The organism is Paenibacillus sp. ClWae2A (assembly GCF_032452295.1).
In the GTDB taxonomy this organism is placed as follows: domain Bacteria; phylum Bacillota; class Bacilli; order Paenibacillales; family Paenibacillaceae; genus Paenibacillus.
Genome location: NZ_JAULSQ010000013.1, coordinates 108,534 through 124,675 on the forward strand (window position 1 = coordinate 108,534; position 16,142 = coordinate 124,675).

Here is a 16,142-nt window from a genome sequence, read left to right on the forward strand (position 1 = left end):
CACAAAAAGAAACCGTTCCTTCGTAAAATGGAAGTGCGACCCACCATTTGAAAGGAGACGGTTTCTTTGTACATTCAATATACCATGGAACAACTTTTCTTGCCAATGGATTTGGAGACAGATATCCCTAAAAATCACCTCGTTCGTGTTGTGAATGACGCAATTAATCGCCTGAGCAACTCCATTTTTAACTCGGTGTATCCTGGCGGGGGCCGCCATAGCTATCATCCCAAAATGCTCACTAAAGTCATCATCTACGCCTACACTCAGCGCATCTACTCTTCCCGGCAAATCGCGAAGGCCGTTCGCGAAAATATCATGTTCATGTGGCTCGCCGGGCGGCAACAACCGGATTTCCGGACCATCAATCGCTTCCGCTGTGAGCGGATGAAAGAGGTCTTGGAAACCGTGTTTACCCATGTGCTGGAGCTGCTGGTTCAGGAGCAATACGTGTCCTTGGATCACTATTTTCTGGACGGAACCAAGCTCGAAGCGAATGCGAATCGCTACACCTTCGTCTGGAAAAAAGCCGTCGTCAAGCACCAGGCCAAGCTGCAAGAAAAAGTACATACCCTGTTTCAAGCCATCGAAGAGGCCGAAAACGAAGAAGATGCACACCAAATCGGAATGGATCTGTCCGAACTTGGTGAAGCATCCACGCTCACGGCGGAGAAACTGGAGCAAGCCGTCAAACAATTAGAGGAAAAGCTAAGCGAAAAACCGAAGAACCAAACCTTAAAAAAAGCCGTGCGCCAGTTACGGAAGGACTTGCTACCACGACTACAAAAATATGAACAACAGATTGAAACTGCCGGCGAGCGCAATAGTTACAGCAAAACCGATCCGGACGCAACGTTCATGCGAATGAAAGAAGATCATATGCGAAATGGTCAATTGAAGCCCGGATACAATGTGCAGATTGGAACAGAAAACCAATTTATTTTGGGTTACACGGTACACCAGCGACCCACAGACACGAAATGCCTGAAACCCCATCTCGATCATTTGGAAGAAACGCTCGGGAAAAGACCGAAGACCGTCATTGCGGATGCAGGATATGGAAGTGAAGAAAATTACAGCTATTTCGAAGAGCAAAACATCCAGGCAATCGTCAAATACGGGACGTACCACAAGGAGAAAACGAGGGCCTGGAAGCAAGCGATTGGCAAGGTGGACAACTGGAGCTACAACGAAACCGAAGATACATGGACTTGTGCGGCTGGGAAGACGTTACGCTTTCGGTACGAAAGCGAGACAGTCACGGAAAGTGGCTACACGATTCAGACCCGCCATTATCGAAGTGAAGATTGTAGTACATGTCCTCTGAAAGCAACGTGCACCAAAGCCAAAGGCAATCGGGAGATCGCGATCAGTCTGACTTATATGCGGCAAAAAAACGAGATGCGGGAACGACTGCGCAGCGAGGAAGGATACACCCTTTCTGTTCAGCGCATGACGGAGCCAGAGAGTGTGTTTGGACAAATCAAAAACAACCGGGGATTCCGAAGATTCCTGCTTCGCGGCTTGCAAAAAGTAAGCCTGGAGGTCGGGTGGCTTTGCCTTGCCCACAATCTGCTTAAAAAAGCCGCAATGACGGAAAAACGCAAAAAGGACAAAGCAGGATAAACCTCTGCATTGTCCTTTTTTGAACCTATGAGTGTTATTTCTTTTTGCCGATACGCTTTTAAGGGCTTTTGAGACAGCCCCCTTTTCTAGATTACTAATTTTGTCTTGCGAAGAATGATCGGAAGGTTATTCTGTCATCGAAGTCGCATGTGTAACATTCTTCGTCCATTTTATATCAAGCATAATTACTTCACTTATTTGGCTACAACATGTGCAATGACACGGCCATTTTCGTACGTGACAGTCACGTCATAACCATCTGCCGTTACACTGTCGAATTCACCTGTAATTCCATTTGCCGTGATTAACGTAATATCTTTGGAACCTTCGATCTTATAGTTGGACAAGTCCAGTTTGAGACTTCCGCCATCAATATAGAGCTTTCTTCCGACATTCAGTTGACTGTTGCCGTCAGCCACTACCAATTCCAAAGTACCATTATCCATGGTGAGGTTTCTATTCAAGTTCAATGCTCCATCGACATTCACAACAACAGTTCCATTTTCAACATACAGATCACCTGTACCAAAAGCAGATGCTGATTCGGCTACCAGTGTTCCTACTTGCAGTAAGGTTCCGCCTGTGTAGCTATTGTTGCCTGTCAGGGTAAGTGTTCCTGTTCCCTTTTTCGTAAGCATTCCACTACCCGTAATATCATTTCTCCACCAGTCTTCTGCATTAAACCGTCCTTTGGAAGCATCCATATCCACAGTTACATTGTTCAAGAATGCACCGTATCCATCCGCAGCCGTGACCAGATCAATTCTACCCCAGCCCTTGGATTCATCCAGTACTGGATATCCAGAGTCAATGGATGTTGTATACAATACTTGTCTGCGTTGCTCATCTGTTAAATACGGTTGACGCGTTTCCAACAGAGCTTCTGCTCCTTGCGGTACAACGGGAGCCAAGCCTTTGGTTCCTGTTTGTGGTAGACCATAAGTCATCTTCTCTCTATAGAAGGCTTTATTGGCATCATGATCTTCCCATTTGTGTTCATCGTAAGCACTCTTGAACGTATAATCTTCGGTTACGGTATGTGCATACTCATACAGACTCATATTTTTTTCCTTGGCTGCAGCTCCAAATACTTCTCCTGCATTCTCATAGCCTTTCTCTAACACATCTTTATTCTCAGGCTGATTAAGTGCATAGGCAGCCATGGCTGTCGATTGTATTCTTCCTCCTATAATATCAAGCGGTGAGTGCATCCCTGTTATGACTCGATTCTCGCCCAACTGAGCTGCTCTCGTTAACAATTCAGAGAATCGTTCTGGCGTAGCGTATGCCAAAGGAAATACGGATAAGTAAGCTGCACTGGTATGTCCGCTCGGAAATGCGCCATCTTTTCCTCTTCCATCCTCAGCGATTCGTTTGACATAAGTTAACGCAGGAATAAGCTTAACGTTGGTTTCGTATTGCTGGTAATGTTTTTCTCCGGTTGATTTGGTTCCGCCTGAAGCCAGAGGTACTTCTTTTTTCTCACCTTCACCCAAGGTTTCCCATACAGGCAGTCCCTTGCTGTCAACAACTTCTTTCACTTCTCCATTGGAATTCATTCTCCACGGTCTAGGGGAAGAGTAGAAATATTTAGAAGGATTAGATGAGGCAGGAATTTTGAATCGAACCAGATCAACTAAATTGACCAAGTCTGAAAGTTCCGTCTTTGCTTCCCAATCTCCAATGCCTTGGCTTTCATCTTCCACTGTTTCTTCGGTCAATACCACATTCATCTCGTCCACCGTTCGTTCAACGTTTGTCTTTGGCTTGATGATATCTACATACGTGTTAGCCAACGGACCAAAGCCCTCCATCACGCTATAGATCTTATCTCTTTGGTCATCATAATAGGCTGCCAATGTCTCTTCAGCCGTGCGATTTTGCGTGACCTTTTCTACATATTTGATATTGGCTTCCCAAGTCGCTTTGTTTCGGATCTCTTCATTTGCATATGTTTTCTGATCAGCGACAGCTACAGTTGGATCGTTTTTAAAGCCATCATAATATGGGGACGGTCCATCTCCATACTTTGCATTTTTGCCGTCAGCTCCAATTTTAGTTGCCGCTGTTCCATCTCTCCAATCCGCTTGGTTCATGGACCATACTTGATCAAAACCGTCCAAAATATCAATAAACGGATTGGTTTCCGCAATATTTTTCAAGGTGTCGTCTCCGGCATTGGCTCCGTGCTTCACGGCGGATAACCGAGCTTCATCTGCTGGGGGATTAACATTCAGTACGGTTGCCGTTCCTTTTGGCTTAGCTGGTTTGGCAGCTGTAGTAGCATCTGTTTCCACAGCCTTAACGAGCGCAGACACCGCTTCGGCACGCGTAATGGAATTAAGCGGTTTGAAGCTTCCATCTGCATAACCGGAGATAATTTGTGCTGCTGCCGCTCCACCTACAGCTCCCTTGCTCCACGCCGCAATAGACGATGAATCGCTAAATACATTCGCTGCTGTTTCATTTAACTCCAGATTCAAAATGCCAGCGATCACTTTAGCTGCTTCTTGACGGGTGATCGGATCTTGCGGCTTCATTGTGCCATCGGTGTATCCATCTATATATCCATTCGCATTTGCAATAGAAATTGCTTCGTAATACCATGCACTCTCAGACACATCGTTAAAGGTAATTTTAGCTTGTCCGGAATATCCAAAAGCACCGTTTACCAAATTCATAAATTCTGCTCTGGTAATATACGTATTCGGTTTGAATGAACGATCCAGGTAACCTCGAATTAATCCTTCATCACCCCATGCTTGAATATTCGCTTCCGCCCAGTGTCCCTTAATATCAGAGAACTGAATCTTCTGATCGGCTGCAAAACTCTTCTCTGCAAATGTCGGACCTACCATAGACAACATTAGAAGTAATGCCAGTGACTTTTTAAGTGGTTTTCTCATGGCTTGCAAATACACGCTCCCGTTATGGTAAATTATTTTTTTGCTTCTGCATCTGCAAATGAGTAAGAAAGACTCTATACAGATGTCTGATCTGCCGTTACTGTAGCATTAGGGAGCGTTTCGCATCTATAGAACAAATTCCGTTTTATATCAAAATCGTACGTTCCGGAGCTTATATGCCAACAAAAATGGAGTTAGATACTACATTTATCAATTAAAATACCTACTTTTGTAAACGCTTTATTAACTGAAAGTAAATTATTCAGTGGGAGTTTGTTAAATTTCGATCAACATGATTTCTAGTCCTCGGCCTGCTATATAATGATGAAGTTGTTTAGAAAAGAGAAATGAAGGGGGAAAAAGAATGCTTAAGCCATTTCAATCTGTGAGATCCAAAATGGTTCTTTCCTACCTTGTTGTCGTTCTTGTCATTGCGCTTCTTTTCGGCTCCATTCTGTACCTCTTCTTCTCCCATCAATACAGCAAAGAGATTCGAATCAATAATCAACTTTCGCTGAAAAGCACTGTCAATTATATTGAGAGCTCCGTTATCCAGAAGGTGAATCAGGTCTATCTGTCCCTGGCACTCGGTAACGCTGCAAGTATCGATCTAGATAGCTTAAAAGGAAACCATAGCAAAATCCTGGACATCGAACAGTCCCTCAAAAATATGGTGCAAAATTATTCCGATCTCATTGAAGCTATTCATGTGTACGATACAAAGAACCACTTCATCGTCTCATCTGTATATGGGCTGATGCTCTATGAGGATACGCCTTCGAGTGTGGATCATACGACGGATTGGATTGCTGCGATGAAAGAGACTCCAGACAGCTCCTTATGGATGAAGACTCGCATGGTGCCTAAGGATGCTTATATCGAATCACGGGAACAGAGCAACATGAGTCCCTTAATTTCCTATGTTCATAGTTACCCGTTTCAATCGTCTGGACAAGACAGTAAGGCCATGATTGCGATTGATATCAAAGAATCAGCGATAAGTCAGATCATTAAAAATATGCTCCCTGCTGACTATGCGAATACACTAATCATCGATCAGGATGGAACCGTCATTTCTGCCGCAGACAAAACGTTGCTAGGTACCTCCACGGAGGAGAATCTAACGCAGTCGCTCCTTTCCTATCATTCTTCAGATGAAAGTTTCACGCCTGTATTTAACCATGACTCTCATGTCGTTACCCAAGATCAATTTAAAGGAAATGCATGGCGGATTTACACAACCACACCTAATGAAAGCTTCTATTATAAATTGGATAGCTTGAAGGAGATTTCGGTTCTTCTCGGCTTATTGGCTGTTGCGGTTGGGATAGTGATGTCGTCCATCTTTACCAGGGCAAACTATAGTCCTCTTAAGCGAATCCTGAATAACATCAAGAGCCGGATGGATAGCCCAAACAGCTTAAAACAGGACGAATACCGGTTCATCGATACAACGTTTAACAGTCTGTCCAATAAAGTTGATAGTCTTGAAGAAACCTTACAGGCCAATCACAAGATGATTAAGCATAGTATCATGCTTAATATGTTAAATAACCGATTTACACCAGAGGAGCTTACGGAGCAACTGCAATCTATTCATATTTCGATGGCTTACTCCCGCTTCCGCTGTATTGTCATTGACCCCGTCAATGAGAAGTGGAAGGATCTGCAGCCACGACAGTTGCAGCATACGTTGTACACGATGATTCAGCAACTGGAGATCGCAGAAATGGATGGAACTCAACTGCTGGCAGAGGAATTGCAGGATCACAAAATTGCGGTCATCATCTGTACCAATCAACCCGAGGCACCTCTCTCTAATCACATTGTAGACTTTATTCACGCTGAAGCGAGCAGCAGATTTGGTCTGGAATTTGTACTATCGTTAGGCGGATGGGTAGAGCACTTCACGAAAATTCACACAAGCTATCATCAGGCTAATACCCTGATTCGATACAGCTACTTCTTCCCCGAGCAGTCTGCCATTGAGGATCTTGATCTTCTGAACAGGGAAGCGAGCAGCTTGGAAATTCCGGACTCATACCTCGTAAACTTTGAGAAGAAATTGCAGACTCGGGATGTGCAAGGTTCGGTTCAGGCCATTCAGGAATTGGTCGCAACATTAAAGGAAGGCCCCTATTCAGCCGAGTACAGTCGGATCATATTATTAAAAACGGTATCTATTTACGCTGAATGTATTAATCAGGTACGTTTACAACCTGCCGAGGCGACTTCATTGAATTTGTACAAGCAATTTTCATTGTTCTACAATATCAACCGCTATTCGGAATGGATGATTCATCTCGTGACCGAATTTGTGATGCATATGGAGAAGCGAAGCGAGGTACGGAGTGTGGATACCATCTCGGCTGTCAAAGCCTATATTCAAGAGCACTTATCGGGCGATCTCACACTGGATCATGTCTCAGAACAAGTATTCATCAGCCCCAAATATCTCAGTAAACTTTTCAAGGAAGAAACCGGGATTGTTTATTCCGAATATGTTACGAATCAGAGAATGGAACGCGCACGGGAACTCATGACACAGCGTGAAATTACGGTTGAGCAGGTCGCAAGTACGGTCGGTTACCGTACCCCTGCCTATTTCATTAAGAAGTTCAAAGAAATTCACGGCTGTACGCCAAAAAACTTCATGCGCAGTCTAATGGAACAAGGATCTATGTAGGTTCAATTAAAGAATATTTACACGGACACTCCGAATAGAATTTAAAATTAGAAAAGGAGCTGCTATGAACCTTAACCTTTCAAGAAAGCTATGTCTATATTCTGCAATGTCTCTTCTTCTCGTATTTACAAGCGGATGTACCGTTCTAAACAGAGAAACAGCACAAATACAGCAGGACCACCTAGCAAGCGCTGAGAAGGATACAACACCGCAGTATACGATATCCTGGACCATGCATCAAAATATTGCTGTTCCTGAGGACGCTGAGATGATTGCATATATTGAGGATCGGTTTGATGTCGATCTGCAGGTATGGAACCTTGAGAACAAGCGGTACGAGGAACTGCTGGATCTGGAGCTTGCTCAAGGCAAAATACCGGATCTGTTCCGGATCAGACAACCGCAAGATCTGCTTAAGTATCAAATGCAAGGGGTCTTAGCGGAAATTCCCCCGGATGTCCTTGAACAATATGCGCCAAATATCGTACAGCGAATTCGCGATTATAATTCACGTTACTTAGAGTACGGAAAAATAAACGGCTCCTTATATGGAATACCGGCCATCAATCAGACCAACATCTATCGAACCCCTGTCGTATACCGAGAGGACTGGCTTAAGAAGCTTGATCTGGACGTTCCGAAGACATTAGAGGAATTTGAAACGGTTATGTATGCTTTTTCCAAAGGTGATCCGGACGGGAATGGTAAACAGGATACGTATGGCCTATCCAGAGAGGGCTTAAATGTGGTATTTGGTGCTTTTGGACAGTCCGTTTTCACCGAGCAGCTGTATTTTAATGAAAAAAACAACCAACTCGTGATCGGTGCTTTGGAGCCTGAGATGAAAAAAGCCCTGACTTATATGCAAAAGTGGTATCGGGACGGGATTATCGATCCCGAGTTTATAACCGGCGAAAATAAAGGCGGCTATAAACATCTATCCCATGCTTTTATTAATGGAAAAATTGGGATGACCTCGATGGGCAACTATTATCATTGGAATCAAGAGGGAGACTACAGTGTCCTCAATGAAAATGGCCAAGCAACCCCTGTGGGAGCCTCGTTCAATGTTAATGAGCTGTTACAGAAGAACGCAGCTGCAGAGGTTGTATTTGGTTCTCCTGTTATTGGTCCTGATGGACATAGCGGTTCAAAAGGGAACAATCTGCTGATGAATTTTATTGCTATAGGTGCTGAGGCTGCGAAGGAGCCGGGGAAACTGGAGAAAATTTTGGAGATCCTCGATTATGTAAGTGCCAACCCCGATCCGGAGGAGCAGATCAAAATGGAGTATGGCCTTCCAGGAAAACACTGGAATTGGAGCGCTGAAGATTCAAACTCGTTCCATTTACTTTACCCATACAACAGAATGGAGAATTATATTAATATGATCGGCTCAAGTATCGGCATGACGGTTCCAGGTACACCCTCGGATAAACGTGAACAGTGGGCTGCATCTGCAGGGTTGACGGAGAATGGTATCTATAATCGCCTGGAGGTTGCAACCCCTGCCCTGATTCAATATTCATCTGAATTGATTCGCATGAGAGACAGAGCGTACATCTCCATCATCACTGGCGATCAGCCTGTGGGGTATTTCGATACTTTTGTGGAAGAATTCATGGATGCAGGTGGGCAACAGGTGCTGCTTGAAGCGAATCATTGGTATAACGAGCATAAGGAGACGAGTCACGCGCAATAGGTGGGACGATATGGAACATACATTTCCCATGAGTTTCTAGATTATACATGTGTTCCTATGCACCTATCTTCGCTTCCCTCAAGCCACGTCACTCTCTATCCCTTCGCACTCGCATTTGATCCGCGTAGTGAACGGGCTGAACTGCTTCGTGCCGTGCTTCCGGATTTGGAGGCGCTGCCTGAGGGCGTGTTTTCAAAACGCTTGCGTTCGGTCCGCTCCATCTGCACAATCTGACCTTCGTGCACCACGATATGCAAAGAACCAAACTCCATGTCATTCAGCTGTCCGGCAATTCGGTCCAACCATACCTCATCCACTTTTAACGGCTTAGCCATAGAGCCGCCTCCTCTTCTCGGGCTATTGCCCGCCATATTCCTAAGTACGCTGTCATCCAACGGATTTATAAATCATTCTTATCCAACCTATATACTTGGTTTATACATTAGCAGGGCTTCCAGTAGCTGTCAATCTGTATTTTCTTCTTCTCATCATCACTTTTCTGAAACGGCTTTGTGTCCAAGCCAGCTCTTGAGCAGCAACGTGGCGAGAGCCAGAATCAGGAGCAGGGATGCTACGGCAAACGAAGCCGAGAATTGATATTCGTTATACAAAATCTCCACATGAAGTGGTAACGTATTGGTCTCCCCGCGGATATGTCCGGACACCACAGATACGGCTCCGAACTCACCCATAGCACGAGCATTACACAGAATAATGCCGTACAGCAGCCCCCATTTGATGTTGGGCAAGGTTACACTCCAGAAGATTCGCCACCCGGAAGCACCCAGCGTAACCGCTGCTTCTTCTTCCCGGGTTCCCTGGTCCTCCATTAGTGGGATCAACTCCCTAGCTACGAACGGGAAGGTAATAAACAACGTTGCAATCACAATGCCTGGCAGCGCAAAAATGATTTTGATATCATGTTCGGACAGCCACGGCCCAAACCACCCATTCGAACCAAAGACCAGTACAAAGATCAACCCGCCCACCACAGGCGAAATGGAAAAGGGAAGATCAATCAGGGTGATCATGAGTCCCTTGCCCTTAAACTGGAACTTGGTAATGACCCATGCAGCGGCCACACCAAATATCGTATTCAACGGCACTGTAATCGCCGCAACCAATAACGTGAGTTTCAGTGCAGACATGGCATCCGGCTCGGTAAGAGCCGCGATGTACACACCCCAGCCCTGCTTCAACGCCTCCATGAGCACAATGGCCAGTGGCAAAATAAGCAGCCATATGAGTACCAGGCTTGCCAGTCCAATCAACAACCATTTGACCCATGGAGCTTCCGTTGTTGCACGGTTAGTTCCACGCCCGGTCTTTACGGGTGGAACAGGGCTTAGTGGGACAGAACCCGCCATATGCTGCACCTCCTTTGGTTTGGGTGAGTGACGTCTTTTAATATCCATATTCCATCATGCTTCATCGTCATGCTCTGCCCGCCTTCCGGCTCCAACGTTGCAAGGAATTAATGATCAGCAGCAGGATGAAAGAAACAAGAAGCAACAGCAAAGCTACAGCTGTAGCGCCTGCATAATCGAACTGCTCCAGCTTGGCCATGATCAGCAAGGGAGCAATCTCCGTTTTCATCGGCATATTACCTGAGATAAATACAACCGAGCCATATTCGCCAATGCCCCGGGCAAAAGCCAGAGCAAAACCCGTCAGCAACGGTGGAATCAGATCTGGCAACAGAATGGTGCGGAATATCCGCCATCTTCCTGCCCCCAGTGTGGCAGCCGCCTCTTCCACCTCAGCCTCCAGCTCCTCCAACACCGGTTGCACCGTGCGAACTACGAACGGAATTCCGATAAACATCAGCGCCAGCGTAATCCCGGCCTGTGAATAGGCGAGCTTGATGCCCAAAGGCTCTACAAACTGCCCAATCCAGCCATTGCCGGCATAGATCGCCGTAAGAGCAACCCCTGCTACCGCTGTCGGCAAGGCAAAAGGCAGATCAATGACCGCATCAAACAGCCTTTTGCCCGGAAATTCATACCGAACAAGCACCCATGCCAGGAGTAACCCCAGCACGAGATCAATCAGCGCCGCTGCACCTGCGGTCAGGAAGCTGACCTGGAAGGAAGCCAGCACCCTGGGATTGGTCGCAACCTCAATCATGGTTGCCCACGTCAGCCCTGTTGAGTTAAACAACAGCGCAGCCAGTGGAATAAGTACAACCAGGCTCAGGTAGAACACACTGTAACCCATCGTTAATCCAAATCCCGGCAATGTGCGTCTCCGCGCCACCATCACCTTGCTCATGCACGTTCATCCTCTCTGCCTTCAGCCGGTAAGGCTGGTTGGCCGCTCACAGCGCGATTGATCGGGTGTTCATTGAACAGAGCAACCTTAGCTGCCTGGAACATAGATCTGGTCGAAGATACCACCGTCATTGAAATGTTTGGCCTGAGTATCCCGCCATGTACCGAATACATCTTTCAACGTGAACAGTTCAAGCGCCGGGAACTGATCCTTGAATTTTTCCTCCACGCTGTCCAGCGTTGGGCGGTAATAATTTTCTGCGGCAATCGTCTGTCCTTCTTCACTGTACAAATATTTCAGATAGGCATCCGCCACGTCGCGGCTTCCTTTTTTGTCTGCATTTTTGTCCACAATCGCAACCGGTGGTTCGGCCAAGATACTAACCGATGGCACGACAATATCGAATTTGTCCGGACCCAACTCTTTTACCGATAGGAAAGCTTCATTTTCCCAAGCAAGAAGCACATCCCCAATGCCACGTTCAACAAAAGTTGTCGTAGACCCGCGGGCACCCGAATCCAGCACAGGCGCATGTTTGAACAACTCTCCAACGAATTCCTTCGCTTTCTCTTCATCATTGTTATTATGCTTAAGGGCATATCCCCATGCCGCCAGATAGTTCCAGCGCGCTCCGCCGGACGTTTTGGGATTCGGGGTGATGACTTGGGTATCCCCTTTGATCAGATCATCCCAGTCCTTGATACCTTTTGGATTGCCTTTACGTACAAGGAATACAATCGTAGAGGTATATGGAGAGCTGTTGTGCTCGTATTTGTCCTGCCAACCCTCGTTAATCAGACCTTTATCTTCAATCGCATCAATATCGTATCCCAATGCCAGCGTCACCACGTCTGCATCCAGTCCGTCAATAACAGAACGGCTCTGTTTGCCCGATCCCCCATGGGATTGCTTGATGGTCACTTCCTGGCCTTTCTCTTTCAACCAATGCGCCGCAAACGCTTTGTTATATTGTTCATAGAGTTCCCGCGTTGGATCATAGGAAACATTCAGCAGTTCGATGGCCTTGGCCCCTTCCTTACCACCCTCCGCTCCCCCCGATGTTCCTGCCGCACTGGACCCACCGCTATCCGATCCGCATGCTGCCAGTACCCCTGTTAACACCAGTGCCAGACCAACCAGAATACCCTTGTGAATTCTCTTTTTCATAGATAACACTCCCCCGATATAGATCTGCATGACTACCTCAGGCCGGCTGAACAGGATCGAACGCCCCGTAAAAAAAACAAGAAGACGGAGGAACCCCCGCGCATATCTCCCCATAAAGTCATGCCGGCTCTAGGCCGTGCATGCTCCATCTGAAAAGGATGCGCTGCGGTGTTCCTCCGTCTATACGGTGAGAACGTTATTCTGTTCAGGTTGCATGGTTGCATCTGTCTGTAAAATGACCATTTTCACAATGAAAACAGACCCATTTTTATTATTCCTACCTGTTTAGTAAGTTATATACGTATAATAAAGGCAGTCTATATACCTGTCAAACGTTTTTTCCGATTTTTACCGTATTTCTGGGCTATTGGCAAAAATCATGACCACCCGTCCAACGGGTGGTTTGCTCTTGGGGTATAACCCCTTGTTGCCAAACTGCGCCTAAAGACGCTAGCCTGACAGCAAACCTGTTCAGGCTCAGTGTTATTTGTCACTTTCACTTACCAGTTAAACTGGTTTTACTTCTTTTTGCTCTTGTTACTGTTAAATGGATCTTCGTATTCTTTTACACTCAATTTATCTAACGCTTGATCATGTGCTTCTTGTTCACGAATATACTTTCTTACCGTTGCTTCATTTAGACCCACTATACTCACATAGTACCCTTCTGCCCAAAACTTTCGATTGCCATATTTATACTTGAGCTGGGCATGCTTCTCGAAGATCATTAGCGAACTTTTTCCCTTTAGATATCCCATGAACGTTGAGACAGCCATTTTCGGGGAAATCGCTACCAACATGTGAACATGATCGGGCATCATGTGACCTTCTATAATTTCTACTCCCTTGTACTTACATAGACGTTTGAAAATTTCGATTAAATCTTTTCTCACTTGATTATAGATTTCTTTCCGTCTATACTTCGGAGTAAATACAATGTGGTATTTGCACATCCACTTTGTGTGAGCTAGGCTGTAGCTCTTGTTTGCCATCTAAGACCATTCCTTTCTTTGAGCCTGAACATCTCAATTTTATCGGAATGGTCTTGGTGGTCAAACCCTCGATCCCTCCACCCGCATAGCGGGTGGTTTTTTGTTTCGCGCGTTTCACGCACTCAACTGGCTAAAGCCATAAAAGAGGAACAACGAACCTGCATCCGTTGTTCCCTTCAGCGAATCCCATGCTTCGCTGGCTATTGTAAACATGAACGGAATTGGACGGCCACACCTTGTCCATTTCTCATCTGCCCGCATACCGGATATTCGGTACCGGTGGTGTGCTCATGCCTTCTCCCAGATAAAATCCGGTGTGCGGCGGTTGATTGTAGGCTACATTTTGCCAAGCGATGCTAAGTCTGTGTTGAAAAAGCTAATGCCGATTAACTACCGACGTTAGCTTTTCAAATGTAAACAAATGAAGGCTTAAAAAATAGATTTCCAGTTTTTTAAATTTAATTTCTGTGTTATGGATTAGAACTTAAAATCTATAACACAGTAATATTAGTCATAATTCAGTAATCTTTATGCTTTCAACCTTTTATCAATTCATTCTTTTTGGGCCTATTGCTGATACTGGTATCAAATGATATTAAATATTTATAGACATGAGTACAGATGCTGCAGAATAATTTTGAAAACACCTAGTTATTTTTGGATGCTTCAAAGATTATAGATTTAATAAATTTATCTTTTCCTTCAGTGTAGGACACCCGATCATTACTGAATTTAATTGATAGTTCCTTTTTTAGTTGCATATATTCATTAGCTGCATCTAAGTTAGATTGCATAAAATTACGAAACATTAAATTTTGTTGCCATTCCACACCATTGTGTTGATACACATGTAGGTGGTGCGTACCAGCCCTCCAAAGCCCTTTTCTAAAAAACCAGCGCGTTGGAAAATCGAGCTTCGGAACATACTCGTATCCAATCTGAGCCAAGGGTTCAATGAATGTCTCGACCCCTGTTAACTCATTTACAGATAACATTATATCAATTAATGGCTTAGCTGCCATACCTTTTATCGACGTACTTCCGAAATGTTCTATACCTATAATCTTACTTCCCAGTGCATCAATAATTTTTTCTTTCTCTGACTGATACTCTAGAGCCCAATGCTCCTTATATTCAGAAATCACAATTTTGGGATCCACATTTAGCACAACCTTTCTAATTTTAAGTTCCCGCACCTTCATACCTCACTAACCCTCTTTTAAATCCCCAAAGGGACAGTAAAAATAAAATTACTCCAACTGGAAATGTTAAAAAACTAATTATGGGGTAGGAATATGAATTGTTATTATTACCTATTAAATATGTCACTGGATAATAGTTTACCAGTGCATACGGTATAAGAAAAGTAAGGATTAACTGCACTGTTTTCCCAAAAATACTAATTGGATAATTAGCAAAATTCCTAACTGAAGAAGTAAACAAATCAACAAAGGAACTAGATTTAAAAATCCAGAATGCTGAAGAACCTGCTAGTATTATTATGCTCGATTGAATGAGTACTCCTCCAGCTAAAGAATACAAGAGGAAAAACACACTATTAATATTCCAATTAATATGTAAGTGATTTAAACACAAGAAAAACACAAAAATAGAAATAATAATATGTCCAAGAAAAGTATGCTGAAATTGACGGAATATCAATAATTTAAATGGAGACATTGGTTTAGTTAGAAAATTGTCAAAATCACCGTTTTTAATTGTTTGTTCTAAGTATTTCATTGGAGCCCAGAAAAAAAGCGAACTAAACGAATAAGTAAATAAATTTATATTAAACAAGAAAATCAATTGCCAGTATGTCCATCCGTTTAAATTATCAAAGGTATTAAACATTACCCAAAAGCTCAAATATACAGTGATAAATGTAAACATATTCACAAAAATATCGCCAATAAATGAAAACCGAAACTCCAGTTGTATTTTCATGTAGACCTTTAAAAAGTGGCCATATAATATAAACGAATTCAAGATTACCCTCCTTGTATAACTAGTTTTTTCATTGCCTTTGACCAAACATATGATATTAATATTGATAAAATAACGATCCACATATACCCTTTCATAAGCGCCCATGAGTATTCATAGATGTTACCCTTTTCCAGAAAGATAACTAGCGGATGATAATAAATCAGTTCAAAAGGTAGGAAACTAGAGACTACCTTTAGTGTGTGTGGGAAAAACCAAATAGGTACGAGAAGCCCAGAAAAAAAATTAAGCACTTGTGTAAGTATAAAATCTAAGTGAAATATACGATAGTACCAAAAGCTGCATAGTCCTAGCAAATATGTCAAGAGAAAATATATTATAAACCCATTAAATATAGACAGGGAAAAAAATAAAGTTGACCATCCAATCGGTAAGGAAACATTGAATAAGAAGACTCCTACAGTTAAAATTGGTATGAATTCTAAAATAACTGTTAATAATTTTGCACCAATCGTTTCAAACATTATTGTTTTAAATAAACCAATTGGTCTTATCAAATTCATTACGATACTACCAGAGCTTATTTTTTCGCTAATTATATAAATATTAGAATTCTGTATAAGTATCCCAATAAGAGTTGTTATAAGAATATAAATAATCATCTCACTTAAAGTTGCTTGCTGTATTGTGTGATTCATCAAATCTGCTCCATTATATAATGCAATCCATACAGATATGTATACAATCATGCTCAATAATCTATTTAATGTATTCGCCAAGGTGGAGAATCTATATGTAATGTTAGATTGAATAGCATTAAACATTATTTGCCAATATAATTTCATCGG

General features: G+C 43.7%; 12 protein-coding genes and 1 pseudogene. 3 read left to right on the forward strand and 10 right to left on the reverse strand.

All coding sequences use genetic code 11. The annotated features are described in order from the left end of the window. Window positions 1-66 precede the first annotated feature (66 nt). Entirely contained in the window at window positions 67-1,626 is a 1,560-nt protein-coding gene (locus QVE09_RS26375) for an IS1182 family transposase (RefSeq protein ID WP_315939205.1), read from the forward strand. Window positions 1,627-1,820: 194 nt separating this feature from the next. Here the strand turns inward: QVE09_RS26375 and QVE09_RS26380 are convergent, their stop codons facing one another. Then, window positions 1,821-4,532 (reverse strand): S-layer homology domain-containing protein, encoded by a 2,712-nt coding sequence (locus QVE09_RS26380; RefSeq protein ID WP_315939261.1) that lies wholly within the window; start codon window positions 4,530-4,532, stop codon window positions 1,821-1,823. 364 nt (window positions 4,533-4,896) lie between these two features. On the opposite strand from QVE09_RS26380, the gene QVE09_RS26385 reads away from it, so the two are divergent. Continuing rightward, on the forward strand, window positions 4,897-7,218 hold the full coding sequence (locus QVE09_RS26385) for a helix-turn-helix domain-containing protein (RefSeq protein ID WP_315939206.1): 2,322 nt from the start codon (window positions 4,897-4,899) through the stop codon (window positions 7,216-7,218). A 232-nt stretch (window positions 7,219-7,450) separates the two neighbouring features. After that, window positions 7,451-8,920, forward strand: coding sequence for an extracellular solute-binding protein (locus QVE09_RS26390; protein WP_315939207.1), 1,470 nt, complete (start codon window positions 7,451-7,453; stop codon window positions 8,918-8,920). 95 nt (window positions 8,921-9,015) lie between these two features. On the opposite strand, the gene QVE09_RS26395 is transcribed toward QVE09_RS26390, so the two are convergent. From QVE09_RS26395 to QVE09_RS26430, 9 genes and pseudogenes are all read right to left on the reverse strand, one after another. Further along, entirely contained in the window at window positions 9,016-9,255 is a 240-nt protein-coding gene (locus QVE09_RS26395) for a YezD family protein (protein ID WP_036607453.1), read from the reverse strand. Window positions 9,256-9,411: 156 nt separating this feature from the next. After that, a complete protein-coding gene (gene cysW, locus QVE09_RS26400; RefSeq protein ID WP_076319499.1) occupies window positions 9,412-10,287 on the reverse strand; it encodes a sulfate ABC transporter permease subunit CysW in 876 nt (291 codons plus the stop codon). A 67-nt stretch (window positions 10,288-10,354) separates the two neighbouring features. Then, a complete protein-coding gene (gene cysT, locus QVE09_RS26405) occupies window positions 10,355-11,191 on the reverse strand; it encodes a sulfate ABC transporter permease subunit CysT (RefSeq protein ID WP_017690928.1) in 837 nt (278 codons plus the stop codon). Between the two features lie 87 nt (window positions 11,192-11,278). Next, entirely contained in the window at window positions 11,279-12,358 is a 1,080-nt protein-coding gene (locus tag QVE09_RS26410; protein ID WP_315939208.1) for a sulfate ABC transporter substrate-binding protein, read from the reverse strand. A 518-nt stretch (window positions 12,359-12,876) separates the two neighbouring features. After that, the gene (gene tnpA, locus QVE09_RS26415; RefSeq protein ID WP_315939209.1) at window positions 12,877-13,350 is read right to left on the reverse strand and encodes an IS200/IS605 family transposase; all 474 of its coding nucleotides are present in this window, start codon (window positions 13,348-13,350) and stop codon (window positions 12,877-12,879) included. A 247-nt stretch (window positions 13,351-13,597) separates the two neighbouring features. After that, window positions 13,598-13,717, reverse strand: a pseudogene (locus QVE09_RS31590) (rhamnogalacturonan lyase family protein); the annotation flags it as partial. Window positions 13,718-13,997: 280 nt separating this feature from the next. Next, on the reverse strand, window positions 13,998-14,552 hold the full coding sequence (locus QVE09_RS26420) for a GrpB family protein (RefSeq protein ID WP_315939210.1): 555 nt from the start codon (window positions 14,550-14,552) through the stop codon (window positions 13,998-14,000). Continuing rightward, window positions 14,533-15,336, reverse strand: coding sequence for an ABC transporter permease (locus tag QVE09_RS26425; RefSeq protein ID WP_315939211.1), 804 nt, complete (start codon window positions 15,334-15,336; stop codon window positions 14,533-14,535). The genes QVE09_RS26420 and QVE09_RS26425 overlap by 20 nt, the downstream gene beginning before the upstream one ends. Window positions 15,337-15,338: 2 nt before the next feature. Next, the gene (locus QVE09_RS26430) at window positions 15,339-16,139 is read right to left on the reverse strand and encodes an ABC transporter permease (RefSeq protein ID WP_315939212.1); all 801 of its coding nucleotides are present in this window, start codon (window positions 16,137-16,139) and stop codon (window positions 15,339-15,341) included. Window positions 16,140-16,142 lie beyond the last annotated feature (3 nt).